The sequence below is a fragment of the Gordonia polyisoprenivorans NBRC 16320 = JCM 10675 genome, from assembly GCF_000241325.1.
GTDB lineage: Bacteria > Actinomycetota > Actinomycetes > Mycobacteriales > Mycobacteriaceae > Gordonia > Gordonia polyisoprenivorans.
The window spans coordinates 33,313-58,670 of record NZ_BAEI01000061.1; the positions used below are offsets into that span (position 1 = coordinate 33,313).

Sequence of the window (25,358 nt, forward strand, 5' to 3'; positions counted from 1 at the left end):
TGGTTCGACGGTGTGTGGAGGGTGGCTACAGCCAGGCCGGATCGGTGTCGAGGGTGGTGCGGTCGAGTGCGGCCAGCAGCTCGAACTGCGGCCCGGTCTTCGGCAGTTCGTACCGGTAGAAGTATTGTGCCGCAGCGCGTTTTCCGTCGTAGAAGTCACCGGTCGATGTGCCGACCGCCAGCAACTGCTCGAGCCACATCCAGGCGATGACGATGTGTCCGGTGGCCTCGAGGTAGGCGGTCGCGTTGGCCAGGGAGACGGCCACGTCGCCTGCCGACCACACGGCGACGGTGGTCGCGACGAGTGTGTCGAGTCGGGTGCGCAGTGCGGCGGCGTATTCGGCGAGCGCCGGATCGGCCTCGGCTCCGGCGATGGTGTCGCCGATGGTCTCGGCCAGCAGGGTCAGCCCCGCACCGTCACGCATGACGACCTTGCGTCCCAACAGGTCCAGGCCGTGGATGCCGTGGGCGCCTTCGTGGATCGGGTTCAGCCGATTGTCGCGGTAGTACTGCTCGACCGGGAATTCGCGGGTGTAGCCGTAGCCGCCGAGGACCTGGATGGCCAGGGAGTTGGCCTCGAGACACCACTGCGACGGCCAGGACTTGGCGATCGGGGTCAGCACGTCGAGAAGCAGTCCGGCGCGGGCCTGCTCGGCGTCGTCGCCGGTCTGCTGGAGGTCGACGAGCTTGGAGCAGTACAGTCCCAGCGCGAGCGATCCCTCGACATAGGACTTCTGCGCCAACAACATCCGCTTCACGTCGGCGTGTTCGATGATGGGGACGGGCTTGGCGGTGGGGTCCTTCTGGTCGACCGGACGTCCCTGCGTGCGTACCTTGGCGTATTCCAGGGATGCGAGGTAACCGGCGTATCCCAGTGAGGTGGCGAGGAATCCGACGCCGATGCGTGCCTCGTTCATCATGTGGAACATGTAGGACAGGCCCTTGTGCTCCTCGCCCACCAGGAACGCAACTGCTCCCGGAGTGGGGTCGGGGGAGTGGGTCCCGTCGCCGAAGTTGAGCAGGCAGTTGGTGGTGGCCCGGTTGCCCATCTTGTGGTTCAGCCCGACGAGTGCGACGTCGTTGCGGGTGCCGTCGGGGAGATACTTGGGCACGATGAACAGGGAGATGCCCTTGACGCCGGGCCCGCCACCGGGGGTCTTGGCCAGCACGAGGTGGACGATGTTCTCGCCGAGTTCGTGGTCGCCGGCCGAGATCCACATCTTGGTGCCGGTGACGCGGTACGTGCCGTCGGTCGCGGGGATCGCCTTGGTGGTGATGTCGGCGAGCGACGAGCCGGCCTGCGGTTCGGACAGGCACATGGTGCCGAAGTAGCGGCCCTCGACGATGGGGCGGACCCAGGTGTCGATCTGTTCGGGTGTGCCGTATTCGGCGATCAGGTTGGCGTTGCCGACGCTGAGGAAGGTGTAGGACGACATCGCGGCGTTGGCTGCCTGAAACCATGCGGCGCTCGCCCGGTTCACCACCGTCGGCAGTGCCATCCCGCCGAGTTCTTCGTCGAAGGAGCCTGCGACGAGCCCGGCCTTGAGGAACTCGTTGATGCCCGAGGTGATCTCGTCGGGCAGGATCACGGTGCCGTCGTCGCCGACGTAGGGCTCGTGGGTGTCGCCGAGGGCGTTGTAGGGCGCGTAGCGCCGGGTTGCGATGTCGGCGGAGAGTTCGAGGACCGCGTCGAAGGTCTCCCGGGAGTGCTCGGCGAAACGTGGACGCTCGGTGAGCTTTTCGACGTCGAGCCATTCGTAGAGCAGGAACTCCAGGTCGCGACGGGACAGCGGTTCGGCCATGACGCTCCATTTCGTCCGGGGTGCAGCCAAGCACTCGCTCATTTTATGAGCACTTGCTTATACTGCCTGGTGTGGCGGTTCGTCGTCAACATCGGCGGGCCCTGGGAACCGGGAGGTGAGGTGATGGCGTCCGTGCATGCCACCGAATCGGCTGCGGCGCAACGCATCCGTGCTGCCGCGATTGCGGCATTCGCCGAATTCGGGTACTCGGGGACCTCGACCCGGCAGATCACCGCGCGACTCGGGATGAGCGCGGCGGCGATGTACCCGCACTTCCGGTCCAAGGAGGAGTTGCTGTACTCGATCGCGCTTGAGGGCCATCAGGCGGTCAACGACGCGATCCGGGCGGCCGACGAACCGTCCGCACCGTACTCGGACCGGTTGCGCGCCGTGGTGGCCGCCTTCGCCGAATGGCAGGCGCGTCATCATCAGTTGGCCAAGGTGGTTCAGTACGAGATGCGGGCGTTGCGGCCCGAGCACTTTCGGGCGATCGCCGACCTACGGCACGAGACGACGGCGATTCTCACGACGATCATCACCGGAGGGGTTCAGGCGGGCGAGTTCCTCGCCGACGACGCCGACGACGTGATCCTCGCGATCTCGTCGCTGTGTGTCGACGTGTGTCGCTGGTTTCCCAGCCGTGCCCACCGTGATCCGCTGCAACTCGGCGCGGCCTACGCGCGGATGGCCTCACGCATGGTGCGGGCGCAGGAGCGGTCCGATCACCGCTCGCGGCCGGGGAACGGGGTGTAGTGGCGGCGTGCGGCAGTCGCCACGACCTCGATGAGCTGGGTCTCGTCGAGGACCGCGGGGGTGCCCGCGCTGACCGATCGCAGGTAGACCTCGCAGAGCCACTCGAGTAGTTCGATGTGCTCGCATGCGGTTTCGATGTTGCTGCCGACGGCGATGGCACCGTGATTGCGCATCAGTGCGGCGGTGCGTTCGAAGAGTGCCTCGTTGATGCCCGTGCTCAGTTCGGGGCTGCCGAAGACCGCGTACGGCGCGACGCGCACCGAGCCCCCGAGCATGGCCGCGGTGTAATGGATCGCCGGGAGTTCGTCGACGATGTTGCCGACGGCAACCGATGCGATCGGGTGTGCGTGGGCGACCGCGGCGGTCGACGAGGTGCGGTAGATGTCGAGGTGGATGCGCAGTTCGGAGGTCGGGCGGTACGGCGTGGGAACGGCGACGGTCCCGTCGAGATCGACCACCACCAGCTGCTCGGGCGACACCGAATCGAGCCGGCAGCCCGACGGGGTGACCAGCACGTGTTCGCCGACGCGGGCCGAGAGGTTGCCACCGGTGCCGATCGTGTGGCCCGCCGAGGCGAGTTGGTGGGCCGCCGCACAGAGATATGCGCGCTGATCGTCGATGTCCACTCCTTGACGGTAGCGCCTTTGTGCAGTTCATGGCGGGGATGTGGCAGTTCATGGCGGGTGAACGCCGACGCCGTCGGCCCGTCGCGCGCTGTCGGTCCTCGGATGTCCGCCGGGCGTCAGGTGACGATCCCGAACTCCTTGATCTTGCGGTAGATCGTGGCGCGGGAGATCCCGAGCGCATGTGCGGCAGCAGCTTTGCTGTTGCCGTTCTCCTCCAGACTGCGCACGATCGCATCACGTTCGAGCGCCTCGATGCGGGTGAGCGTGTGCCGACTCGTGGTCCGGCACCGTGGCGGGAGCTGGCCGACGCCGATCACCCCGGAACGCTGATGGGTGACCACCTCTCGTAGCGTCTGGCGCAATTCGGCCACGTTGCCGGGCCACCCGTACTTGCTGAGCTGAGCCATGGCGTCGGAGGCCACGGTGAGCTCCCGTCCACGGGTGAGCTGGCGCAGCAGGGCAGGTACGAGATCGTGGAGATCCTCGATGCGGTGCCGCAACGGCGGCAACTCGACGGTGTGGCCGAAGAAGGGCAACAGCATCGACGCGGCATCGGCCGAATGCAGGGCGGTGGTGACGCCGAGCCAGCCGGCGTACTCCCGGCCGGGCAGCAGGTCGGCGATCGCGGCCTGGGTGTGGGCGGGCACCCGGTCGAGGTCACGCAGGATGATGCAGAACCCGTCGCGGTCGAGTTCGATGGCGAGGGCGTCGAGGGCCTCGTCACTGTCCGACGTGGAATCGGGGTCGGCATCGAAATCGTCGGCGGTGAAGATCCGCGTCGTCGACGGCTGGTAGCGTTCGGCGGCAGCGCGCAGCAAAGCTGTACGGCCGGAACCACTTTCGCCGGCCACGGTGATCCACTGCCCGGCCTGGACGTGACCGGAGATCCGTGCACAGCACTGCCGCCAGGACGAGCTGCGTCCGACTACCCCGGGCAACGAGGCGACGGGACGCAGCGGAGTGGAGGCAGCAGGCGTGGGCGCGGAATCGAGGAGATGGACCCGGAACACCGCGATCGCGGTATCGGAGTCGTAGTGCTCGTCGACCGGTGACAATCGCGCGACCCGACCGCTGGGCAATGTGCTGACGCGATTCGCCGACACCCGGTCCGGGGACTGGTCGACGGCGTGTTCGAGGATCGCGAGTTGGTCGCCGGGATCGATGCTGTGGCGCAGTCGACGGTTCATCAGCACCACGTCGCCGGAGATGGCGAGCACCATCGCCTGCGGGGCTCGCCGGCAGGTGGCGAGGTAGGCGTTGAGCAGCCGGGATTCCCGTTCGCTGGCCTGCGAGACCATGCGGTGCACAATCTGCGAGGTGGCGGATTTGGCCAGGGACAGCAGCAGCGTCGAGGGGTGTTCGTCGTCGGACGGACAGGTGAGGTCGAGCGCGCCGACGACCGCCCCGGAGATGGGGTGCACGATCGGCACACCCGCGCAGGACAGCGGCCCGAGACATCCGGCGTAATGCTCGGATCCGCGGACCAGGGTGGGCTGGCGGGTCTCGAGTGCGGTGCCGATTCCGTTGGTGCCGGCGTGCTCCTCGCTGTAGCTGTACCCCGGGGCGAGGCTGACCTCGTCGAGCATCTGCTGCAGGCGGCGGCTGGCGGTGGTGCGTGAGAGCACCACCCCGTCGGCGGAGGTCAGGATGATCGAGACCGGCTCGGTGGACAGATCGTCGGCGAGTTGGCTCAGGATCGGGCGGGCCGCACTGACCAACGGGCCCTCGAGGTTCGGTTCGCGGACGAACGGCAGCTCGAGACGATCAGCGTGGACGTTGAACGCACGCGAACGCTTCCACGACGTCGAAATCGAGTCGCGGACGGCATCATCGAGCGCGTCGTCGCTCAGGAATTTCTCCCGGGCTCTGGCGATCGCTGCGGTGGACATGGCTGCTGGTGGTGTGGGCTGTGGAATCACCGAGCAAAAGGCTCCTCTGCGATCGGGGGCTCCGCTGTGATCTGGGTCTCACCTGCTGCGAGTGTACCCCTGGGGAGGACCGGCCGCGATCAACGCCGCGAACGAATCTCATCGTCCGGATCGCGGCCGGCCCAGTCCTGGGTGGGAATGATTCGGCGTCGGATCATTCCCGGGCGGTGTGTGCCGGGCCCGTCGACCCGGCACACACACGACTCAGTAGATGTTGGACGGGCGGACCATGCCCTCGGCCAGATCGCCGAAGCCCGGCGCGGGGATGGCGCCGGGGTTGCCGAGCACCTCCTCGACCACCGCTGTCTCGGTGGTGATCAGCAATGCCGCGATCGACGCGGCGCTCTCCAATGCCGCGCGGGTCACCTTGCACGGATCGATGACGCCCTCGTCGAACATGTCGCCGTAGGAGCCGCTCAGGGCGTTGAACCCGTGCCCGAGGGGCAGCCCGGTCACCACCTTGACCACCTCTTCGCCGTCGTAGCCGGCGTTGGTCGCGATCCAGAACAGCGGCTCGGCCAGCGAGTTGCGCACCACCTGCACACCGGCGCCCTCATCGCCGGAGGTGTCCAGCGATTCCAGGGCCCGGTGGGACTGGGCGAGTGCCGTGCCGCCACCCGAGACGATCCCGGCCTCCACCGCTGCCCGGGTCGCGGCCAGGGCGTCCTCGACCCGCAGCATGCGTTCCTTGAGCTCGACACTGGTGACACCGCCGACCCGGATCACCGCGACCCGGCCGGTCATCCGCGCGATCCGCAGTTCCAGGGCGTCGCGGTCGGCGTCGATTCGTGCCCGCTCGAGCTGGGCCTCCAGATGGCGCACCCGGGCGTCGACGAGCTCCTGCTCGCCGTGCGCGCCGACGATGGTCGTCTCGTTCTCGGTGACGGTCACGCGATCACAGGTGCCGAGGTGCTCCATGCTGACCTCGGAGAGTTCGATCCCGGTGTCCTTGGCGATCACGTGGCCGCCCAGGGCGACCGAGAGATCCTCGAGTTCGGCGATCCGGCGATGCCCGAATCCCGGGGCGCGGACCACCACCGACCGCATCGTGTTGTGCATGTTGCCGCCGACGAGCAGTTGCAGGGCCGGTCCGTCGACGTCCTCGGCCAGCACCAGCAGTGGCCGATCGGCACGCTTGGCGACCTCGATGGCAGGCATGATCTCCTGCACCGAGGTGATCTTCTTGTTGGTGAGCAGCACGACCGGGTTGTCGAGCACCGCCTCCATGCGTTCGGGATTGGTCACCATGTACCCGGAGATGTACCCGTGATCGAATTCGATGCCGTCGACGACCTCGACCGACAGCCCGAGTGTGTCGCTCTCCTCGGTGGTGATGACGCCGTTCTTGCCGACGTGTTCGACGGCGGCGGCGATGACCTCACCGATCACCTCGTCGTCGCTGGCGGCCAGCGACGCGATGCGTTCGAGGTCACTGCGGCCGCCGATCTGCACGGCCTGCTCGGTCAGCGAGCCCAGGACGGCGGTGACGGCGCGTTCGATACCCCGCCGCACCCGCATCGGATTGGCGCCCTGCTCGACGGCCCGCAGGCCCTCCCGGACCATGGCCTGGGCCAGGACCGTCGCGGTGGTGGTGCCGTCACCGACGACCCCGTTGGTCTTCATGGCGACTTCCTTGACCAGTTGGGCGCCCATATTGGCGAACGGGTCTCGGAGCTGGATCTCGCGGGCGATGGTCACACCGTCGTTGGTGATCGTCGGTGGTCCGGTGAGCTTCTCCAGGACGGCGTTGCGACCCTTGGGTCCCAACGTCACCTTGACCGCGTCGGCGAGGGCATTGACGCCCCGTTCCAGCCGCAGCCGCGCTTCGGCGTTGTAGCGCAACTCCTTGGCCATGTTGTCCAACCTTTCTCGAATGTCTTGTGGGGTAGATCTTTTCGGGTGTTTACGGTGTTCTCGGGTGCGGTCAGGGGATCAGGATGGCGCGCCCCCTGACCTTGCCTGCATCGAGGTCGTCGAGGGCCTGCTGGAAATCGGTGAGCGGATAGGTCGCGGTGTGCAGCGTGACCTTGCCCTGGGCGGCCAGCGTCATCAGTTCGGTGAGGTCGTTGTAGGAACCGACGAGATTGCCGATGAAGTTGATCTCGGTCGAGATGATGTCGATGGTGGGGACATTGATGTTCTCGCCGTACCCGACGACGAAATAGTTGCCGGCCTGCCGCAGCATCGCGACGCCCTCGGCGGTCGCGCCGCCCTCGCCGACGAAGTCGAGCACCGCCTCGGCGCCCTTGCCATCGGTCAGTGCCAGAACCTTCTCGATGTGGTTGCCGTCGGCGACGATTCCCTCGTGCGCACCGACCTCGACGGCGAGTGCCACCGCGTCGGGGTTGCGGTCGAGCACCACGATGGTGACTCCGGAGATCGCCGAGAGCACCTGAATCCCGATGTGGCCCAATCCGCCTGCGCCGATCACGACGCACGTGTCACCGGGGCGGGTCATCCGCGCGACCTTGGCGGCCGCGTGATAGGCGGTCAACCCGGCGTCGGCGAGTGCGGCCACCGCGGCGGGCTCGAGTGAGTCGTCGATGCGCACCACGCTGCGGGCGGTCGTCTTCAGATAGTCGGCGTAGCCGCCGTCGGTGTCGATGCCGGGGAACTTGCTGTTCTCGCAATGCACGTCGTCACCGTCGCGGCACGCCCGGCACAGCCCGCAGGTGATCAGCGGGTGCAGGATCACCTTGTCGCCCACCGCGACGTTGGTGACGGCATCGCCGATCGCCTCGACCCAGCCGGCGTTCTCGTGGCCGATCGTGTACGGAAGGGCCACACCGCTCTTGGCCTCCCACTGGCCCTCGAGGATGTGCAGATCGGTCCGGCACACGCCGGCACCGCCGATGCGCACGATCACATCGAGTGGCCCGGTGATCTCCGGATCCGGAATCTCGTTGAGCTGCAACTTGTCGTGGTATCCGACCACCTGTACTGCTCTCATGCCGACCTCTTCTCGTCGATTGCGCCCCCGCTGGTGCGCAGATTGGTGATGACCGGGCCGCTGGTGCCGTCACACTCGCCGTCGTCGGCGTAACGGGTGGCCAGCAGGCCGCGGCAGAAATGGCTGTTGCCCTCCATGGAGATCCGCACCGATCGCGCGAAGCGCAATCGCATCGGGATCTGCTCGGGCGGCAGCGTGGTGCCGTCCTCACCGACGACGACCCGGCAGTTGGGACACACACCCAGGCCCAGCTGCACGCGGCGGCGCAGCAGTGCCCACTTGGCGGGGCCGTCGGGCAGATCGCGCAGCAACAGATGCTCACAGTCCTCGACGGTGGCCTGACCGGACGAGATGAGCTTGGCCACAGCGCGTTCCATCGCCGCGGTGTGCGCCTTGCGCAGGAACGTCAGCCGCAGTTCCTCGAGATCCTGTTCGGCCTCCACACCGAAGGTGCCCTTGTAGCCGGCGTGCGCGGCGAGCCCGGCGTTGATCTTGTCCGAGTCGTGGTGGTCGTCGAGCATGACCCGCACATCCCCGATGCCGTCGATGTCCTCGAGTGCGTCGAGGGCATCGGAGGCCATCAGATACGCGAAGTTGGGCGAGCAGAACGACGTGGGCAACCGCAGGTGAACGGCGACCCCGTCGTCGTCGATGAAGATCGATCGGACGAAGTTCAACTCGGTGATCGGTTGGTCGAGTTCGGGATCGAGCACCGTACCGAGTGCCCCGAGCACCGCGTCGACGACCATCACATCGGTATCGGTCGGCTCCGACAGCGCCGTCATGATGCCACCGCATCCTTCGCGCCCGCGGCCACCTCGGCTCCCGGGTCGGCGGCATCGGTGGGGATGCGCAGCTCGGCGGGCACCTCGATGTGCGGGTACAGCGCGGCGGCGTTGAGGCCGAGGATCTTTCGTTTCTGATCGGTGGTGATCGGGGCGTACTCGGTCATGTCCTCCGGGATCTGGAAGTCGACGAAACGCTCCACCAGCCACTGCGGTGTCCACAGTGCGTAGTCGCTGGCGAAGAGGATCTTGTCCTCGCCGATCCAGTACAGGAGCTCACCGATGATCTGTGCGAAGTAGCGCGGCCGCGTGTGGATGAACGGAATCGCCACGGCCAGACCGCCGTAGACATTCGACTCCTGGGTGGCGATCCAGCAGAAGTCCTCGAGGCGGGGGAGCCCGACGTGCTCGATGATGAAGTTCAGGTCGAGATAGTCGGTGGCGACCTTGTCGACGTCGGCGACGTCGAAGGCATCGCGGTCGAGCGGCCGGATGGTGGGGCCCTTGTGCACGTGCACGTTCTTGATGCCCAGCTTGATGCACTCCTCGAGATACCGGCGCGACCAGTGGTCGTCGAGCTTGTATCCCCGTGAGTCGCCATGCCATTCGGCCGTGTAGAGCTTCACGCCCTTGAGATCCATCGTCTCGGCGTCGCGGCGGAGCTGCTCGAGGCCGTCCTCGCCGTCGCGCGGATCATAGGCGTGGTTGTAGGTGAGTTTGCCGGGATTGTCCTGACAGAGCTTCAGCGAGTCGTCGACCTGCGCGAAACCGTTGACGTAGAAATCCCGCAGGATGGTGGCCTGGAAGATGGCGTGATCGGCCGGCCCCTCCTCGAAGAGATCCCGCATGAGGCGATCGGGGCCGTAGTAGCAGTAGGTGTCGTAATCCCACAGCTCCTCGGCGGGACTGAGATTGCGGTGATAGTCGTAGAAGCAGTCGATGAACTGTTTGCCGTGGATGTTGCGCTGGTTGGATTCGCGGCCGTCCCACAGGTGGACGTGGGCATCGACGATGAAATACTTGTCGCCATTCTTCTCGTACATCGGTATCACTCGCTCTCTCGCGGCGTTGACGGGGCTGTGTGGGCTGAAAACTGGTGCTGTGGTGTCTTGTCGGATGGTGGAATTCGCCGCCGGGGCCTGCTTGCGGGGGCGGAATGACCCCGGCGGCGAAGTTCTCTGGCGACCGCTCCTAGGAGGCGGTCAGGTCGAAGCCGATGAACTCGGCGGCGTCCTCGGGGCTGGCGAACAGGATGGTCTTGTCGTCGAGATGGACCATCCGTCCGTAGTGGGTCGAACTGATCTCCTCGAAGATCGATCCGTCGAAGTCCTGGCCGAGGGCGTCGGTCAGTTCGTCGTAGTCGAAGTCGAGGCGGTTGACCCCGTCGACGCGGATCATCGACGGGTATTCGGTGAGTTCGACACCGTCCTTGGCGCCCATCACGTCGGCGACGACGCGTCCGATCGGTGTGTTCATGAGCGTCACACCGCACATGTTGGAGAACTCGGTGTCGGCTCCGAATTGCATGGTGCTCACTTGTTCAACTCCTCTGGGATATCGACATCGATGGCTGCCAGGACATCGGCGAACTTGGTCTTCGCGTGTTCGAGGCTGGATGAGAACGTGACGGACTTGTCCGCCGGCTGCGACCAGATCGGCTGGAGTCCGCGCGCGGCGTCGAGGCACCGGGGAACCCATTCGGACATCCACCGCGAGAACAGCTTCCGATTGTCGATGCCGTGCTTCTCGTCGCGGGCGAGCATCTGGAACAGGGCGCGCGAGTAGTTCAGGTCCCGGTCGTAGTCGTACTCTCCGGTGCCGACGATCGTCGGGGTGATGTAGTCGCCGTTGCGGGCGGCGACCTGCATGACCAGTTCGGATCGGAACAGCGAGCCCACCAGCTGCTCGAAGACGATGTTGGAGCAGAACAACAATTCGGCCCAGTCGCCGATCGCGGTCAGGCGTTCGACGGCCTCGCGGGTGGGCTGCCACTCGGGAGCCGACTGCCAGACCTCCTTGTGCGCCGACCCGTCGAACGCCTCCTCGGCCTCGGAGAGGTCGAGATTGAACAGCGCCAGATCCTGCGCGAAACGCAGTTTGTGGGCGGCGTTGACGCACACCGCGTTGTTGATCATGTTGGTCGGCGCGGACCGCTGAATCGAGGTGAACACGTGCAGGCCCATGCCGCTCTCGGCGTGCATCCAGGCTCCGAGGTTGCGCTCGATGAACTTGAGCCACGCGGAGTTCCAGCCGTCGTAGGCCCGTGCGCGCTTGGCGTTCTGCAGGCACAGATCCACCTGATGCACGACTGCGGAGTTGTTGCGGTAGATCGACTGTTCCCACTCCTCGTTGGGGTCGAGGAACTGATGCCAGTTGCTCGACTGCGCCGAGGTCCATTCCTTCGGGTATCCGCCGGGGCCGTCGCCGAAGCCGTAGATCCAGCCCTGGGTGAGGTGCCGTTCGGGATCCGGCTGGACGTCGACGGTGACGTCCTCGTAGATCGTGGCGCGCTTCTTGGAGGGCTGATAGTAGTTGTACTTGCGGCTGCGGCTGCTCGGGAATTCCCGTGCGCCGGCCTCGGCGTCGGTGAATTCGATGGACGGGAAACTGCGTTCCCGGGGTTGCGCTGGTGCGGACATACCTTTCGTTCCTGTCGTTCAGGCTGACTCGACCGCGGTGGTCGTGATCAGGAGTCGAATGCCGGGCTGGTGAACTTGTCGTAGAAGATCTGGTCGTGGGGAACCGAATGCTGTTCCGCCAGTGCGAGAGCTGCATCGACCATGGGTGGGGGACCGCAGAAATACACCTCCGTTCGGGCCAGGTCCGCTTCGTTGTCGTTGACGATGTCGGTGACGTTCCCGCCGATGACGGTGACGCCCTCGGGTGCGTTGTCGGTGCTCTCCGACAGACATGCGGTGAACGAGAAGTCGTCGATCTTCTCACCGAGAGTGGCGATTTCGTCGAGTAGAAAGAGATCGGCGGCGGTGCGGGCTCCGTAATAGAACCGAACCGGTCGGTTCAGGCCGGTCTCGCTGATGTGTCTCAGGAGAGACAGTAGCGGCGCCATCCCCGCGCCGCCGCCGATTGCCACGATCGGCAGGACGTGCCCGTTGCGCAGGGTGCACGACCCGTACGGACCGTTCAGCTTGATCTCCTGACCCACCGACAGGCCGTCGGTGAGCATGCCGGCGAACAGTCCACCGGGATACTTCTTGATCAGGAACTCGAGCCGATCCGGGGTGGCCGGGGTGGTGGCGATCGAGAACGACCGCTTGTCCTCGGTGCCCGGGATGAACAGGTCGAAATACTGTCCCGACTTGAACTCCACGGACTCCGGTTCGACGACATCGAGTTTCAGGGACACGATGTCGGGGGTCATCGGTTCGATTGCAGCGACTTTCGTGGTGACATCCTGAATGGGTGCACCGCCGAGGAGTTCGTCCTCGTCGAAGTTGAGGAGCTCGATCTCGCAGTCGCTGTAAGCGTATGTGCGACAGAGGAGTACGTAACCTTCGGCCTCTTCGGCGTCATTGCAGGCGAAGGTGGAGTAGTCGTCCATCTGGACGTCGCCCTCGAGCATGTACGACTTGCAGGCCGAACAACGGCCCTCGCGGCAGCCGTGCATGAGGTGGATTCCCTGTCGGAATGCGGCGTCGAGGATGGTTTCGTCCTCGCCGACCTCCATCTCGATGTCGACGGGTTCGAAGCTGATCTTGTGGGTGTCGGCCATGAAGTCTCCTGGGGCGCAAGGCGGTGTGCGGGTGTGGCCGGAACGGCCAGGGCGTATCGAGGTCACGCGTGCGGTGGTGGGCCTCGATACGCCCTCGCCAGGGGCTCCTGGCGTTCCGGATCAGGGCGTCACGGATCAGACCGTGACGGCCCCGTTCTTGTTGGCCATGTAGGCGGCGATGTGAGCTTCACGCTCGTCATCGCTCATCTCGTTGAGCGCCACGTTGGGGCTGCCGAACGGGATGCCGCGCACATCGTCGAGCGTCCACATCTTCTTGGGGTCGAGATCCAGATGCGGTTGCGGGATCAGGGTCTTGCCGTCATCGCGGACGTAGCCGAGATCGGTGATTATGTCGGCGAGATCCTTGCCGTGATGCAGCGTCTCCCATTCGCGGAAACCGGTGAGGCGCCCCATGTTCGGGGTCGGTCGACCCTCGTACTCCGGGCGGAACGCCACCTTGTCGGTCCAGGCGCAGGTCTCCGAGCAGTAGGTGCGCCACTGGCCGTCGACCTTGTCGGTGACCATGTCCTCGCGGATGAGGCACGGCACCATACAGGTCCAGCAGCGGTGCGGGTACTCGTAGTCGACGTCCTCGAAGGCGATCGGCTTGTTCTTGCCGGGGTAGGCCAGACGGTTGTAGTTCTCCCACCACTTGCCGAACTTGTTGTACCAGCCGGGGTACTTCTCCTCGAACCACTCGAAGTCGGTGTCGGTCATGGCGTCGATCCGCCAGTAGTTGACCGGCCAGCCGGTGGCGAAGAAGCGGGCGACCTCGTGCACGTAGTGCTTGTCGACGATGCGGTTCCAGGCCTCCTCGACGAGATCGTGCGGGATGGTCAACCCGTACTTCTCCAGGGGCAGAAGGTAACTGCGGTAGTAGTCGTCGTAGATCCACCGACGCCACATCTCGGCGTAGGACTCCCGGTCCTTGCGGCGGTCCTTGGTGCCGTACTCGATGAAGGTACCGATCGCGGCGTCGACGACGCAGTGGTTGTTCCACCATGCGTAGCGCAGATCCCGTTCGAGCAGCGGACGATTGCGCTCGTCGGCCAGGGCCATCAGCAGGATGGAGTAGCCGTTGGAGATGTGCCGGGACTCATCGGACTGCACCGAGTGGAAGACCGTCGGCAGCAGGTAGTCGCCGTTGGCCGCGGCCTCGTCGGGCATCGCCACGAACAAGGTGTTGGTGAATGCCGTCTCGGCGACCACTGTCAGGTAGATGTTCGCGGCGGTGATGGCGTCACCGGTGATGAATCCCTCGCCGAACTGCCGGCCGATCGTGCCCGCGTAGTTGTTGGCGAAGGCCTTCTCGGTGATGTCGAAGCCGGCCGGGTCGATGTAGTTGTTCATGTACAGCTTCTTGAGGTTCATCTGGATCGTCGAATGACGAACCTCGTCGATCATCTGTACCGCGAGACCGTTGTGGATCTCCGGGTTGGGGACGGCGTCGATGGCCATCGGCATCGCGCGGGCCGCCGAGATCTCGGGGAACGGGATGATCGACAAGAACAGCTTCTGCCATTCGAGCCAGCGTTCCTGGACCTGACGGAACATGTTGCCGCGGATCGCGCCGTCCATGGCGCCGTAGACGCGGTTGTCCTTCTCCTCTTCCATCGGGAAGTACGACCGCATGATCTGCTTGAGCGGATCCTTTTTTGGTGCCTTCTCGAACGTGTAGTCGGTTCCGAACCGGGTTGCCGGGGTGGCGAAGGTGGGCTCCCACGACAGCTCGGTGATCTTCGCATGGGCCTTGGTCAAGCTCTGCCTGCTCAATGTGCGCCTCCTGTAGAAGAGCCGACGCGGTGTCGGCCTGCGGGCTGAAGCGCTACCGATACAACCGCGTGACGCGTCTCACACCCGTCTCACTGTGAGACTGGCCACATATCCATTGGTGTGGATCGGCGGTTGTGGTGGGCCTGAAACCGGCTGACCAGCGCGGATGTGTGTCGACTTCGCCTTTGTGTGTCCTGCAGGGCACACAAACTCAAAGTCGACACACATCTGCGGAAGATCTGACGTCGGGCGGAACTGCGGCAACGCGTGCCGCGTCCAACTCGGCATGATGACCTTTCCCACCGATACCCACGGCCTCATCCATCGAGCGTCGGTGATCGCGGTCGGACTGACCGACGAGGATCTCGCCCGAGCGGTGCGCACCAAGCAGATCGTGCGGATCGTCCGCGGGGTCTACGCCGAGGCGGTGCGCCGGGAGCCCGAGGAACTCCACCGACTGACCGCGATCGCAACGGTGCTCGCCGGGACCTCCGACGCGCCGTTGAGTCACCAGAGCGCGGCCGCGGTCCACGGCCTCGCCATGCTCGAACCCAACTTCCGTCGTGTCCACCGCACCGCGCCGACGGGCTTTCGGACCACGACGCTGCACTGTCACGTCGGCGAGGTATCCGAGGCGCACACCGTCGTGATCGACGGCGTGTCGGTGACCTCGCTCGAACGGACCGCCGTCGATGTCGCTTGCGGCGCCGACGGTTTCGCGAGGGCACTGGCCGTCTTCGACGCCGCGCTCCGGCGGGGTGCCGATCGTGAGGTGATGGCCATGATGCTGGCCGGTTCTCGTCGCGGGGTCGGGCGGGCCCGGCATGCACTGCGCTTCGCCGACGGAAATGCCGAGAGCCCGGGGGAGTCGTGGAGTCGCGCCCAACTGATCGAAGCCGGGCTGCGTCCGGCTCGGCTGCAGCATGAGTTCTACGACAAGCACGGCATCTTCGTCGCCCGGACCGATTTCGACTGGGACGGTCTGCTCGTCGGGGAGTTCGACGGCAAGGTCAAGTACCAGAAGCTACTGAGGCCCGGAGAGGACGTCACCGAGGTCGTGCTGCGCGAGAAGGCACGCGAAGACGCGCTCCGCGCGATGGGCATCATGGTGATCCGCTGGGTCTGGGACGATCTCCGGCGCGGCACCGTGGTCGCCAAGGTGCGTCACTGGCTGGTTCACCTCGCGCTGATGGCGGCCTGACCTGTCGCGAATGTGTGTCGACTTCGGCATTGCGTGTCCTGCAGGACACACAAACCCGAAGTCGACACAGGTCTGCGCCGGTCGTCGGGGTCTGCGTCGTCGGCGTTTCAGTCGTCGAGCGCTCGGTACACCGCGGCCTCGAAATCCAGCGCTGCGGTCATTGCCGTCGGGTCCGCGAACGGGAAGAGCTGGGTCCCCCAGGCGCCGGCGATCCCGCTCGACGGATCGATCCAGAAGTACACGTTCGCCAGTCCGGCCCACCCGTAGGAGCCGCCGCGGCGCCCGGTGGGGGCGTCGGTCTCGTTGGTCATCGCGAGAAGATTCCAGCCTTTGGCGATGCCGGGGAAGAATTCCGCGTCGCGGGTGCGTCGCGGATCGACGCCGGGCAGTGCGGTGACCTGCAGGTCGCCGAGCTGATCGGCGGTGGCCGCGGCGACCGTCTCCGGTCGCAGGAGTTGCTCGCCGTGCTCGGTGCGCCCGCCGCGCAGCCACAGCCGCAGGAACCGAAGGACGTCGGGGATCGTGGAGTAGAGGCCCTGCCCGCCCATGTCGACCGGTGGTGCATCCGGCGCCGTCGGGGCGCGCAGCGCCTTGAGGGAGCCGTCGGGCAGACGGGCGTGCAGTACGGCGGCACGGGCCAGTGCGGCACCGTCGCGCGCAAAGGTGGTGTCGGACATGCCCAGTGGCGTCAACAACCGCTGTGTCATCGTGTCACCGAGGCGGTGGCCGGTGATGCCCTCGATCACCAATCCGACCCAGTCGAGGTTGGTTCCGTACTCCCAGCGGGTGCCGGGATCGAACATCAGCGTCGTACCCAAGGATTCGACGGTGCCGGTGGCCACGTCCGGCAGATCCTGGGCCCGGGCCACCCGGGTGAAGTCCGCGTCGAAGAAGGCGTAGGCGAAACCCGCTGTGTGGGTGAGGAGTTGCCGGGTGGTCGGGATGCTTGCCGGTTCCCGCAGGCGCGGCGTGCCGTCGCCGTCGCATCCGTCGAGCACGGTGAGTCCGGCCAGACGGGGCTCGTACTCGGCAGCGGGGGCGTCGAGGTCGAGGACGCCGTCGTCGACGAGTTGCAGCGCGACGGTTGCGGTGAGCGACTTGGTGACCGAGTAGAGGGCGAGTACCGAGTCGGTGGCGATCGGGCCGACGGAACCGAGGTGGACGGTCTGCTCGGCGGTGCTCACCCCGGTGACGACGCCGGGCAGGGCCGAGGTGTCGGTGGAACGCAACCAGTCGTCGGCAGCGCGGGCGATGCGGTCGGTCGCGGCGTCCGGTGCGGCGTGTGGTGCGGAGTGTGGTGTGGGTGTCGCCATGGCGACTACCCTGCCAGGTCGCCGACGAAGCGCTCCAACCGCTCGAGTGCGTCGGTGAGATCGGCGGTCGAGGCCGCATACGACAGCCGGATGTGGTCGTCGGCGGTGGCGACGCCGAAATCCTTGCCCGGGGTGAGCGCGACGTGCGCCTCGAGCAGGGCACGGTCGCAGAACTCCGCCGACCCCAGGCCCGTCGGCGAGACGTCGATGTAGACGTAGAACGCGCCGTCCGGCGGGACCGGGACGGGCAGGCCGATGCGCTCGAGACCGTCGAGGACGAGGCGACGGCGATTGACGAACTCCCGTCGACGATCCTCGGCGACACCGAGCGACTCCGGGGTGAAACAACTCAAGGCCGCGTGCTGCGCCGGGGTCGGCGGACTGACGTAGTAGTTCTGCGCGAGCCGCTCGACGACGTCGACGAGGCCGTCGGGCAGGATCGCCCACCCCAGCCGCCATCCGGTCATGCCGAAGTACTTGGAGAAACTGTTGATGACGACGGTCGACGCCGTTGCGGTCGGGTCGGTGAGCACACTGCGCGGCGGATGGCCGTCGGCGTCGGGGTCGGCGAGGCCCAGGTAGATCTCGTCGACGATGCTCCACCCACCGCGATCGGTGACGTCGCGGCACAGCCGACGCAGGTCGTCGTGGGGGATCGAGGTACCCGTCGGATTCGACGGCGATGCCACGATCACCCCGCGTGTCTCCTCTTTCCACGACCGTGTGACGAGGTCCGGTGTCAGTTGGTAATACGTTTCCGGTGTCGTGGGAATCAACGACACCCGCGCTCCGAAGCTCTCGGCGAACTGCCGATTGCACGGATAGGACGGGTCGCCGATGAGGACGCCGTCGCCGTCGTCGATCAGCGCAGCACAGGTCAGCAGCAGCGCCGCCGAGGCACCGGTGGTGACGGCGACCCGACGCGGATCGACCTCGGCGCGAAAGTGTGTCGCGTAGAACCCGGCGATCGCCTCGCGCAGCTCGACGGTGCCGAGGGCCTCGGTGTAGGCCATCGGCCGGCCGTCGGCGGCGTCGCGGGCGGCGGCGAGGAACTGCGGGGGCGGGCCGAAATCCGGTTCGCCGATGTTGAGTCGGATGACCCGGTGTCCGGCCGCCTCCACGGCCGCGGCCTTCTTGGCGAACTCCATCGCGTAGAAGGGTGCCACCCGGTGCGCGCGCCGCGAGATGTGCATGGACACATTCTGCTCACGGCGCGCGCCGGAGGGGTCGGTGGGTGGGCCGGTCAGGTCAACGGTGGGTCAGGACACGGGTCGGTCAGGGAACGTAATTGAACGTGTCGGGATCGGGTCCGCGCCGCTTGTCCTTGTTGAGGCCGTCGACGGCAGCCATGTCCTCGGAGGAGAGATCGAAGTCGAAGAGCGCGAAGTTCTCCTCGACCCGCGAGCGCGTCACCGACTTGGGGAAGACGATGTCGCCGCGCTGAATGTGCCAGCGCAACACCACCTGTGCCACCGTGCGGCCCTTCTCCTCGGCGATCTTCTTCAGCACCGGATCATCGAGGACGTCGCCCTGCGCAATCGGCGACCATGCCTCGGTGGCGATGTTGTGTTCGGAATCGAAGGCGCGCAACGGGTTCTGGGTGAGGTAGGGGTGCACCTCGATCTGGTTGGCCGCGGGCACGACCTCGGTCTCGGCGAACAGGCGCTCGAGGTGATGCTTCTGGAAATTGGAGACACCGATCGCGCGGGCCTTGCCGTCGGCGTAGATCTTCTCCATCGCCTTCCAGGTCTCGACGAAATCGCCGACCTCGGGCAGCGGCCAATGGATCAGATACAGGTCGACGTGCTCGACACCGAGCCGTTCCAGGGACTTGTCGGTGGCCTCGAGGGCGTCGTCGAAGGCGTGAAAGCTGTTGTTGAGCTTGGTGGTGATGAAGACCTCGTCGCGCGGTATGCCCGACTTGCGTACTGCCTCACCGACTTCGGCTTCGTTCCCGTACATCTGCGCGGTGTCGATGTGACGATAACCCACCTCGAGGGCCGAGAGGGTGGCCTCGACGGTGTCTTCGGGCTTGATCTGGAAGACCCCGAAACCGAGCTGAGGGATCTCGACGCCATTGTTGAGTGTGATGGAAGGGACTGTCATGAAACACCTTTCACTGTGATGGTGGAGTGTGGACCCGCCAGGCGCGCACGGGGGGAGTACCTCACGGGAGGAGGACGAACTTGCCCCGGGGGTGGCGCCCGGACAGGTCGGCCAATGCGTGACCGGCCCTGTCCAGAGGGTACGTTGCGGCGACCTCGGTCACCAGGGACCCGTCGGCGGCCGCGGCGATCAGCGGCTCGATGGCCTCGGCCCGGTGGCGCTTGCTGTCGCTGCTCGATCCGTCGATCAACACGATGCCGTCCTCGGCGCGACCGAAGGCGGCGATGCTCACGATGCGTGAACGATCGGCCACCAGTTCCAGCGAGACATCGATCGCCTCATCGGTGCCGACCGTGTCGATGGCGACGGTGACCGTCCCCGGCGCCGCCTCGCGGATGCGCTCGATCAGCCCGTCGCCATAGGTGACCGGGATCGCCCCGAGCCCGCGCAGATACTCGTGATTGGTCTGCGCGGCGGTGGCGATGACCGTCGCCCCGGCCTTCACGGCGAGTTGGACGGCGACGACACCCACCGCACCCGCGCCGCCGTGCACCACGACGACATCGCCGTCGGCGACGTGTGCGGTGGCGATGGCATCGGCGGCGGTCATGCCCACCAGCAACAGGCCGGCGGCGCGCTGAACGTCGAGGCTCTCGGGCCGGCGATGGAGCCGGTCGGTGGCGACCACAACGTGGTCGGCGTACGCGCCGGGCACCGGATAGCCGATGACCGGATCGCCGACGGCGAGATCGTCGGTACCGGGGCCGACGGCCCTAACGGTGCCTGCGAACTCATTGCCGACAGGTCGCGGCAGGGCGGACTCGTCGGTGCCCATGAAACCCCGGATGATCTTCGCGTCGATCGGGTTCACCCCGATCGCCTCGACCGCCACCACGACCTGCCCCGGATCGGGGACCGGCAGCTCGGCCTTGACGACCTCGAGGGCCTCGACCGGGTCGCCGTACCGCACGGCGACGACCTGTCGGGCGGTCACCGCGGCGGAGTCGATGTCGAGGGTGTTGTCGTTGGTGTCTGGGGTGTTGGTGTTCGGGGAATCGGCCATGTTCGGTTCAAGGACACCCGGGCCGCGCGATATTCCGACGGTGACGTTGACCTCAGGGACATTGACCTCAGGACATTGACCTCAGCGAGATCGACCTCAGCGACGGAACCAGGCGCGTTCGTCCCCGTCGAGGGCGCGGGCCAGACGCTGACGTGTCGTCTCCGCGAGCGGCTCCGGCAGATCGTCGGGGGAAAACCAGGCCACCGCGAGGTTCTCGTCGTCGCCGACGCGCGGTTCACCGTCGACGTGCCGCGCGAGGAAGCAGACGTCGAGATACTGCGTCTGGTCCCCGTTCGGATAGGTGATCATCGGTGTCACGTCGATGCTCGTCAGACGGTCGACGGCTGCGGTGATCCCGGTTTCCTCGGCGATCTCCCGAACGATCGCGTGCGCGGGTTCTTCGCCGGGCTCGAGGACCCCCGAGACCACTGCCCACTCCTCGGTGTCGGCTCGGTGGGTCAGCAACACGCGGCCGGAGTCGTCGACGACGACCCCGCTGACCCCCGACAGCCACAGCGGGGCATGTCCGACGTGCGCACGAAGATCACGGATGAATTCGGGGATCGGCATGATGACGATCTTGCCTTCCGCATCCGCACACCGCCGGGCGCGCGGGCGCGCCGCGCCAGCGCCGGTGACCGTGTTCACATTCGCGCTGGTCGAAGGCGCCAGATCGGCGAATCGCACTCGCGTTCGAGTTCTTGTCGGTGGCCGATGCTTCACTGGGCCCATCCCGACGCAGAGGAGGCCACGGTGTTCGACCCACACACCCCCGATTTCGATGCTCCCGACCCCAACACACCCGACCCCAACACACCCGATCTCGTCACGCCCGAAACAGGCGAACCCGATCCGGTCCTGGCCTGGACGGCGATGCGTGACTGGCTCGCCGACTCGGTGGCGGGCATCCCCGCCGGCGGCGTCCTCGACCTCGGTCCCGCCGAGTACGACGACTCCGACGATGCCGGCGACGTGCCGTGTGCTCAGATCCTGGTACTGCGTGACCAAACCTTCATGGTCAGGCTCTCGACGACAGTGATGACCATCCCGGCGGTTGCCGGATACGCGGTACCGCGCGCGATGCTCGACCGCTGGAACTACGAGGATCGGTTCCGTGATTGCACGCACGGATATCTGCTCACCCGTTCACGCGGCTGCGTCGCGGACGTGTGCGTCGCCTGGTTTCGGGACCGCCGTGCGATCAGTGGTCCCGCAGTCCTGGGTTGCCACTACACCACCGGTGACCCCGACCCCCGGGCCCGCGCCGCAGGGCGCGGCTCGGATGGGGGAGACCCCTGATCTTTCCCCCAGAAACCGTGCTGACCAGTGAATTCGGCCGACGGACGGCGCATGGTGGAGTCATGAACACCACAACAGACGCCACCACCACCCACGACGGCAGCGCACGCCGCAACGGCCCGAACTTCTGGAAGGTCCTGGGCATCATCGCGATCGTCCTCATCGCACTGGCGATGCTCGGACCAATCCTCAAGGGACTGTTCTGGATCGGTTTGATCGGCCTGGCCGTCTACGGTGCGATCATGCTGCTCCGGGCCTCCCGCAGCAAGGGCGGACCCACGTCGTCCGGCTTCTGATCCCGGAGAGGGGGAGCCGGAGCAGACCAGCCGACGCAGACTCGCAGAGAAAGCGTCGACCTGCGACGATGACCCCACTGCGGTTACCCTCCCCTCATGCCGAGGGTGATCGCCACCATCAGTCTGAAGGGCGGGGTGGGCAAGACGACGGTGACCGCCGGGGTCGCCGAATTCTTGTCCGCCGTATTCGGCAAACGGGTGCTCCTGGTCGATCTGGACGCCCAGACCAGCCTGACGACGGTCATGATCGGCCCCGAGCGTTGGCTCGAACTCAACGATCGGGGCCGGACCCTTGCCACGCTGTTCTCCGACGCCCTCGACGGGACCGCGTATTTCGATCGTGAGGCCGTGCTACAGCGTGGGGTGTCGTCGGTGGCGGAGGTCACCGGTGTGGACCTGCTACCGGCATCGCTGGACCTGATCGAGCTCGCCGAGGAGTTGAGTGCGCGGCGGGTACTGGCCGACGACCACGCCGCCGCCGTGGAGATCCTGCGCCGCGCCATCGCACCCGTCGCCGACGACTACGACTTCGTCCTGATCGACTGCCCACCCACCATGGGACCCTTCACCCTCAACGGGCTCGCCTGCGCCGACGGCTTCCTCATCCCGACCATCCCGGACGTGTTGTCCACCTATGCCATTCCGCATGTCCAGCGGCACGTCGCCGACTTTGCCGAAGAGATCGGACGCGACATCCGCGAGCTCGGAGTCGTCATCAGCAAGTATCGGCCGTCGTCGGTGTTGCACCAGGACACGGTCAAGCGGCTGCGTCGTGACACCACCATCCAGAACGTGCTGCCCGCCTACATCCACGAGGGCAACGTCGTCGGCGCGGCCGCCGCGTTCGAGCCGTGGCCGACGCTGCGCGCCAAGTACGGCCATCACGGCCACTACGAGCAGTTCGAGGCACTCACGCGTGCGGTCATGACCGAAGCGTTGGTCAAACTCCACTGACCGCGGGCACTCGCCGGCGGACACATCGATCAGCTCAGCTGGGCCAGTTGCTCGATGAGCTCACGACGCGTGCCCTGCGCCTCCGAATGGCGCAGCGGCTTGACCCGTTCGACGAGGATCTCACCGGTCGCGTCGGGCAGCAGGCTCAGCACCTCGTCGAGGAATTCCTCGAGCGGCATCGCCCACTCGGCCTGCGCCTGTCCGGGCATGAGGTCGGTTTGTACGGCCGGAGGGACCAGCTCCAGGACGTCGATCCCCTTGGGCGCCAACTGCACTCGCAACGAGTCGGTGAATGAGTGAATCGCCGCCTTGGAGGCGCTGTAGGTCGCGGTGGCGACCATCGGGGTGAAGGCGAGTCCCGAGGAGACGGTGATGATGGTGGCGTCGGGACGGCCGGAGAGGAATTCGGTGAACGCGGCGACCAGTCGCAACGGTCCCAGGATGTTGGTTGTCACCACGGCCTCCGCGGTGTCGAGGAAACCGCTTGTGGTCAAGTCTTCCGGGCGCATGATCCCGGCCATTGCGATGAGCACGTTGGTCTCGGGAAAACGTTGCTGCACTTCGGTGCTCACCCGGGTGATGTCGTCGGCATCGGCGGTGTCGATGCGGACGGTGTGGACGCCGGGGTGGGCCGCGGCGATCTCGTCCAGCAGCGCCGTACGGCGTCCACCGATGATCACGGTGTTGCCGAGCTCGTGCAGGCGCAGTGCCAACCCCAGGCCGATGCCGGAGGTCGCGCCGGGGATGAAAACGGTGTTGTCGGTGAGTTTCATGGATGCCACTTCACCATCGGTGTACCCCTGCCCGCCAGGGCCCACCCATCCACGGATCGGTGATCCCTGGATCGTGCCGGCCGGCCGGAGTAGTTGTGGACAGATGATCACCAGCCTCGGAACCACCATCGACCGAGCCGGACTCGCACAGTTCCTGCGTTCCCGGCGCGATGCGCTGCAACCGGCCGACGTCGGGCTGCCCGCCGGAGTCCGCCGACGCACCCGCGGGCTGCGTCGCGAGGAGTTGGCGCAGCTGGCCGGTATGTCGACGGACTACTACAGCCGGCTCGAACAGCAGCGTGGGCCGCATCCGTCGGCGCAGATGATCGCCGCGATCGCTCAGGCGCTGCACCTGCGGCTCGACGAACGCGACCACCTGTTCCGGCTGGCCGGCCTGAATCCACCGGATCGGATGGCGCACGACGATCACGTCGGCCCCGGCATGATGCGGATCGTCGACCGGCTCACCGACACCCCGGCGATGGTCGTCAACAGTGCGGGAGAAACGTTGTGGCAGAACGCGTTGTGCGTGGCGCTCATCGGTGACGACAGTGTTCACACCGGGTATCGCCGCAGCATCACCTACCGGTGGTTCACCGATGAGGCGACACGCGCACGGTTTCCCGAGGCCGATCACGACCATCACGCGCGAGCGCACACCGCGCGCCTGCGGACAGCGGTGACGATGCAGGGCCCGCGGTCGCGTGCGGCGCAGGTGGCCGACGAATTACGTTCGCAGAGTCCGCAGTTCGCCGAATTGTGGGACGAGCACGACGTCGGCACCCGACTCGCCGACGACGTCAAGCGTCTCCTGCATCCCGACCTCGGCCTGATCGAGGTGAATTGTCAGACGCTCCTCGACCCGGACCGCGCGCACGCCCTGCTGGTGTACACCGCGATACCCGGAAGCGAAAGCCACGAGAAACTGTCGATGCTCTCGGCGGTCACGATCTGAGGTGTTCACGCGCCGCAGTGCTGTCGACCAGTTCCGACGGGCACGCGCCCGACGCCTCGCCGGCGACCGAGGCGAGTTCCTCACCCACCGACAAACGCGGCTCCGATGTGTCTGTCGCAGGGACGGTTTCGACGGTGGTGGGCTTCGAGCCGGTGAACAGTGAGGCGATGGCGCCGAGGACGCAGCAGATGAGTGCGAAGGTGAATGCTGCGGTGAGGCCGTCGGAGAAGGGGTCGCTGATCAGGTGGGGGAAGAAGTTGAGGCCGGTGAGGTGATCGACGCTGGTTTGGGGGAGTCCTTGCAGTGCTTGGCCGGCGACTTCACGGATCGGGTTGTAGCCGAGGAATGCCGCGAACAGGATACCGACGGTCGGGATGTGGGCAATCCCGTCGGCAGCGGGTGCGGGCATACCGTTGGCCGTCAGACCCGAGTACATGGCGTCGGGCAGGTGGGTGGAGAGCCCGGCGATCATCAGCGAGAAGAACAGGCCGATCGACAGGACCATCGCGGCGTTCTGGAAGGTGGTCATCATGCCCGCGCCGGAGCCGCGGGAGGTGACCGGTAGGGAGTTCATGACCTCGGCGCGGTTGGGTGAGGCGAACAGGCCCATCCCGATGCCGTTGATGAGGAGCGCGAGAGCGAACACCCAGTAGGTGAAGTTCACCGGCATCGCGATCAGCGCGCCGAAGGTACCCGCGGTGATCAGCATGCCCATGGTGGTGAACCACTTGGTGCCGAGCTTGTCCGAGAGTGCTCCGGAAACCGGTGCGCTGATGAGGAAGCCGATGGTCATCGGGATCATGTAGATACCGGCCCACAGCGGGGTACGGGAGTAGTCGTAGCCATGCTGCGGCAACCAGATGCCCTGCAGCCAGATGATGAGGATGAACTGCAAACCGCCACGGCCGATGGAACCGGCGAGGTTGGCGAGGTTGCCGAAGGTGAATGACCGGTTCTTGAACAGGCTGAGTTCGAACAGTGGGCTGTCGACCTTGGTTTCGATGAACACGAACGCGGCCAACACGATGACGCCGCCGATCAGCCCGGTCAGT

The 25,358-nt window shown here is 66.2% G+C and carries 24 protein-coding genes; 6 read left to right on the forward strand and 18 right to left on the reverse strand.

The annotated features are described in order from the left end of the window. Positions 1–25 precede the first annotated feature (25 nt). Positions 26–1,801 carry an acyl-CoA dehydrogenase gene (locus GOPIP_RS15635; RefSeq protein ID WP_006370689.1) on the reverse strand — a complete coding sequence of 592 codons (1,776 nt, stop codon included), beginning with the start codon at positions 1,799–1,801 and terminating at the stop codon, positions 26–28. A gap of 123 nt (positions 1,802–1,924) precedes the next feature. Between GOPIP_RS15635 and GOPIP_RS15640 the strand changes: the two genes are divergently transcribed. After that, positions 1,925–2,554 (forward strand): TetR/AcrR family transcriptional regulator, encoded by a 630-nt coding sequence (locus tag GOPIP_RS15640; protein WP_006370690.1) that lies wholly within the window; start codon positions 1,925–1,927, stop codon positions 2,552–2,554. Here GOPIP_RS15640 and GOPIP_RS15645 read toward each other — a convergent pair. The 10 genes from GOPIP_RS15645 to GOPIP_RS15690 all read right to left on the reverse strand — a co-directional run bounded on the left by GOPIP_RS15645 (position 2,524) and on the right by GOPIP_RS15690 (position 14,346). Further along, entirely contained in the window at positions 2,524–3,180 is a 657-nt protein-coding gene (locus tag GOPIP_RS15645; RefSeq protein WP_006370691.1) for a class II aldolase/adducin family protein, read from the reverse strand. The genes GOPIP_RS15640 and GOPIP_RS15645 overlap by 31 nt on opposite strands. Before the next feature lie 116 nt (positions 3,181–3,296). Further along, a complete protein-coding gene (locus GOPIP_RS15650) occupies positions 3,297–5,069 on the reverse strand; it encodes a sigma-54-dependent Fis family transcriptional regulator (protein ID WP_170320218.1) in 1,773 nt (590 codons plus the stop codon). A 243-nt stretch (positions 5,070–5,312) separates the two neighbouring features. Beyond that, entirely contained in the window at positions 5,313–6,962 is a 1,650-nt protein-coding gene (gene groL, locus GOPIP_RS15655; protein ID WP_006370693.1) for a chaperonin GroEL, read from the reverse strand. 70 nt (positions 6,963–7,032) lie between these two features. Further along, on the reverse strand, positions 7,033–8,058 hold the full coding sequence (locus tag GOPIP_RS15660) for an NAD(P)-dependent alcohol dehydrogenase (RefSeq protein WP_006370694.1): 1,026 nt from the start codon (positions 8,056–8,058) through the stop codon (positions 7,033–7,035). Continuing rightward, positions 8,055–8,843 (reverse strand): iron-sulfur cluster assembly protein, encoded by a 789-nt coding sequence (locus GOPIP_RS15665; protein WP_006370695.1) that lies wholly within the window; start codon positions 8,841–8,843, stop codon positions 8,055–8,057. Before GOPIP_RS15665 ends, GOPIP_RS15660 begins: the two co-directional genes overlap by 4 nt. Continuing rightward, positions 8,840–9,886 (reverse strand): amidohydrolase family protein, encoded by a 1,047-nt coding sequence (locus GOPIP_RS15670; RefSeq protein WP_006370696.1) that lies wholly within the window; start codon positions 9,884–9,886, stop codon positions 8,840–8,842. Before GOPIP_RS15670 ends, GOPIP_RS15665 begins: the two co-directional genes overlap by 4 nt. A gap of 148 nt (positions 9,887–10,034) precedes the next feature. Beyond that, the gene (mimD, locus tag GOPIP_RS15675) at positions 10,035–10,370 is read right to left on the reverse strand and encodes a propane 2-monooxygenase effector subunit MimD (RefSeq protein ID WP_170320219.1); all 336 of its coding nucleotides are present in this window, start codon (positions 10,368–10,370) and stop codon (positions 10,035–10,037) included. A 5-nt stretch (positions 10,371–10,375) separates the two neighbouring features. Continuing rightward, on the reverse strand, positions 10,376–11,482 hold the full coding sequence (locus tag GOPIP_RS15680) for an aromatic/alkene monooxygenase hydroxylase subunit beta (RefSeq protein ID WP_006370698.1): 1,107 nt from the start codon (positions 11,480–11,482) through the stop codon (positions 10,376–10,378). A gap of 47 nt (positions 11,483–11,529) precedes the next feature. Then, positions 11,530–12,573, reverse strand: coding sequence for a 2Fe-2S iron-sulfur cluster-binding protein (locus GOPIP_RS15685; protein ID WP_006370699.1), 1,044 nt, complete (start codon positions 12,571–12,573; stop codon positions 11,530–11,532). A gap of 135 nt (positions 12,574–12,708) precedes the next feature. Beyond that, complete coding sequence (locus GOPIP_RS15690) at positions 12,709–14,346, reverse strand: aromatic/alkene/methane monooxygenase hydroxylase/oxygenase subunit alpha (protein ID WP_006370700.1); 1,638 nt, start codon at positions 14,344–14,346, stop codon at positions 12,709–12,711. Between the two features lie 286 nt (positions 14,347–14,632). Here GOPIP_RS15690 and GOPIP_RS15695 point away from each other — a divergent pair, with 286 nt between their 5' ends. Further along, on the forward strand, positions 14,633–15,547 hold the full coding sequence (locus tag GOPIP_RS15695; protein ID WP_035728172.1) for a type IV toxin-antitoxin system AbiEi family antitoxin domain-containing protein: 915 nt from the start codon (positions 14,633–14,635) through the stop codon (positions 15,545–15,547). 107 nt (positions 15,548–15,654) lie between these two features. Here the strand turns inward: GOPIP_RS15695 and GOPIP_RS15700 are convergent, their stop codons facing one another. The 5 genes from GOPIP_RS15700 to GOPIP_RS15720 all read right to left on the reverse strand — a co-directional run bounded on the left by GOPIP_RS15700 (position 15,655) and on the right by GOPIP_RS15720 (position 20,599). Continuing rightward, the gene (locus GOPIP_RS15700; protein WP_006370702.1) at positions 15,655–16,860 is read right to left on the reverse strand and encodes a serine hydrolase domain-containing protein; all 1,206 of its coding nucleotides are present in this window, start codon (positions 16,858–16,860) and stop codon (positions 15,655–15,657) included. Between the two features lie 5 nt (positions 16,861–16,865). After that, positions 16,866–18,053, reverse strand: coding sequence for an aminotransferase class I/II-fold pyridoxal phosphate-dependent enzyme (locus tag GOPIP_RS15705; RefSeq protein ID WP_006370703.1), 1,188 nt, complete (start codon positions 18,051–18,053; stop codon positions 16,866–16,868). A gap of 82 nt (positions 18,054–18,135) precedes the next feature. After that, positions 18,136–18,966, reverse strand: coding sequence for an aldo/keto reductase (locus tag GOPIP_RS15710; protein ID WP_006370704.1), 831 nt, complete (start codon positions 18,964–18,966; stop codon positions 18,136–18,138). A gap of 61 nt (positions 18,967–19,027) precedes the next feature. Continuing rightward, positions 19,028–20,029, reverse strand: coding sequence for an NADP-dependent oxidoreductase (locus GOPIP_RS15715; protein WP_006370705.1), 1,002 nt, complete (start codon positions 20,027–20,029; stop codon positions 19,028–19,030). 96 nt (positions 20,030–20,125) lie between these two features. Further along, positions 20,126–20,599 carry an NUDIX hydrolase gene (locus GOPIP_RS15720; protein ID WP_035728179.1) on the reverse strand — a complete coding sequence of 158 codons (474 nt, stop codon included), beginning with the start codon at positions 20,597–20,599 and terminating at the stop codon, positions 20,126–20,128. Between the two features lie 183 nt (positions 20,600–20,782). Between GOPIP_RS15720 and GOPIP_RS15725 the strand changes: the two genes are divergently transcribed. The 3 genes from GOPIP_RS15725 to GOPIP_RS15735 all read left to right on the forward strand — a co-directional run bounded on the left by GOPIP_RS15725 (position 20,783) and on the right by GOPIP_RS15735 (position 22,578). Continuing rightward, positions 20,783–21,328, forward strand: coding sequence for a hypothetical protein (locus GOPIP_RS15725; protein ID WP_014360856.1), 546 nt, complete (start codon positions 20,783–20,785; stop codon positions 21,326–21,328). 62 nt (positions 21,329–21,390) lie between these two features. Next, positions 21,391–21,624, forward strand: coding sequence for a hypothetical protein (locus tag GOPIP_RS15730; RefSeq protein WP_006370708.1), 234 nt, complete (start codon positions 21,391–21,393; stop codon positions 21,622–21,624). Positions 21,625–21,720: 96 nt separating this feature from the next. Beyond that, positions 21,721–22,578 carry a ParA family protein gene (locus GOPIP_RS15735; protein WP_006370709.1) on the forward strand — a complete coding sequence of 286 codons (858 nt, stop codon included), beginning with the start codon at positions 21,721–21,723 and terminating at the stop codon, positions 22,576–22,578. Between the two features lie 29 nt (positions 22,579–22,607). On the opposite strand, the gene GOPIP_RS15740 is transcribed toward GOPIP_RS15735, so the two are convergent. Next, positions 22,608–23,351: an SDR family oxidoreductase gene (locus tag GOPIP_RS15740; protein WP_006370710.1), complete on the reverse strand. Its 744-nt coding sequence runs from the start codon at positions 23,349–23,351 to the stop codon at positions 22,608–22,610. 103 nt (positions 23,352–23,454) lie between these two features. Between GOPIP_RS15740 and GOPIP_RS15745 the strand changes: the two genes are divergently transcribed. Beyond that, the gene (locus GOPIP_RS15745; RefSeq protein WP_006370711.1) at positions 23,455–24,306 is read left to right on the forward strand and encodes a helix-turn-helix transcriptional regulator; all 852 of its coding nucleotides are present in this window, start codon (positions 23,455–23,457) and stop codon (positions 24,304–24,306) included. Here the strand turns inward: GOPIP_RS15745 and GOPIP_RS15750 are convergent. Further along, a partial coding sequence (locus GOPIP_RS15750; protein ID WP_006370712.1) for an MFS transporter occupies positions 24,296–25,358 on the reverse strand: 1,063 nt, incomplete at its 5' end. The genes GOPIP_RS15745 and GOPIP_RS15750 overlap by 11 nt on opposite strands.

Bases quoted from the DNA above. Each gene is read 5' to 3' on its own strand.
- GOPIP_RS15715 (WP_006370705.1), bottom strand. From the start codon at position 20,029: ATGGCCGATTCCCCGAACACCAACACCCCAGACACCAACGACAACACC.
- GOPIP_RS15730 (WP_006370708.1), top strand. From the start codon at position 21,391: ATGAACACCACAACAGACGCCACCACCACCCACGACGGCAGCGCACGC.
- GOPIP_RS15700 (WP_006370702.1), bottom strand. From the start codon at position 16,860: ATGGCGACACCCACACCACACTCCGCACCACACGCCGCACCGGACGCC.
- GOPIP_RS15720 (WP_035728179.1), bottom strand. From the start codon at position 20,599: ATGCCGATCCCCGAATTCATCCGTGATCTTCGTGCGCACGTCGGACAT.
- GOPIP_RS15695 (WP_035728172.1), top strand. From the start codon at position 14,633: ATGATGACCTTTCCCACCGATACCCACGGCCTCATCCATCGAGCGTCG.
- GOPIP_RS15735 (WP_006370709.1), top strand. From the start codon at position 21,721: ATGCCGAGGGTGATCGCCACCATCAGTCTGAAGGGCGGGGTGGGCAAG.
- GOPIP_RS15710 (WP_006370704.1), bottom strand. From the start codon at position 18,966: ATGACAGTCCCTTCCATCACACTCAACAATGGCGTCGAGATCCCTCAG.
- GOPIP_RS15680 (WP_006370698.1), bottom strand. From the start codon at position 11,482: ATGTCCGCACCAGCGCAACCCCGGGAACGCAGTTTCCCGTCCATCGAA.
- GOPIP_RS15640 (WP_006370690.1), top strand. From the start codon at position 1,925: ATGGCGTCCGTGCATGCCACCGAATCGGCTGCGGCGCAACGCATCCGT.
- GOPIP_RS15635 (WP_006370689.1), bottom strand. From the start codon at position 1,801: ATGGCCGAACCGCTGTCCCGTCGCGACCTGGAGTTCCTGCTCTACGAA.
- GOPIP_RS15705 (WP_006370703.1), bottom strand. From the start codon at position 18,053: ATGCACATCTCGCGGCGCGCGCACCGGGTGGCACCCTTCTACGCGATG.
- GOPIP_RS15685 (WP_006370699.1), bottom strand. From the start codon at position 12,573: ATGGCCGACACCCACAAGATCAGCTTCGAACCCGTCGACATCGAGATG.
- GOPIP_RS15660 (WP_006370694.1), bottom strand. From the start codon at position 8,058: ATGAGAGCAGTACAGGTGGTCGGATACCACGACAAGTTGCAGCTCAAC.
- mimD (WP_170320219.1), bottom strand. From the start codon at position 10,370: ATGCAATTCGGAGCCGACACCGAGTTCTCCAACATGTGCGGTGTGACG.
- GOPIP_RS15665 (WP_006370695.1), bottom strand. From the start codon at position 8,843: ATGACGGCGCTGTCGGAGCCGACCGATACCGATGTGATGGTCGTCGAC.
- GOPIP_RS15745 (WP_006370711.1), top strand. From the start codon at position 23,455: ATGATCACCAGCCTCGGAACCACCATCGACCGAGCCGGACTCGCACAG.
- groL (WP_006370693.1), bottom strand. From the start codon at position 6,962: ATGGCCAAGGAGTTGCGCTACAACGCCGAAGCGCGGCTGCGGCTGGAA.
- GOPIP_RS15650 (WP_170320218.1), bottom strand. From the start codon at position 5,069: ATGTCCACCGCAGCGATCGCCAGAGCCCGGGAGAAATTCCTGAGCGAC.
- GOPIP_RS15740 (WP_006370710.1), bottom strand. From the start codon at position 23,351: ATGAAACTCACCGACAACACCGTTTTCATCCCCGGCGCGACCTCCGGC.
- GOPIP_RS15670 (WP_006370696.1), bottom strand. From the start codon at position 9,886: ATGTACGAGAAGAATGGCGACAAGTATTTCATCGTCGATGCCCACGTC.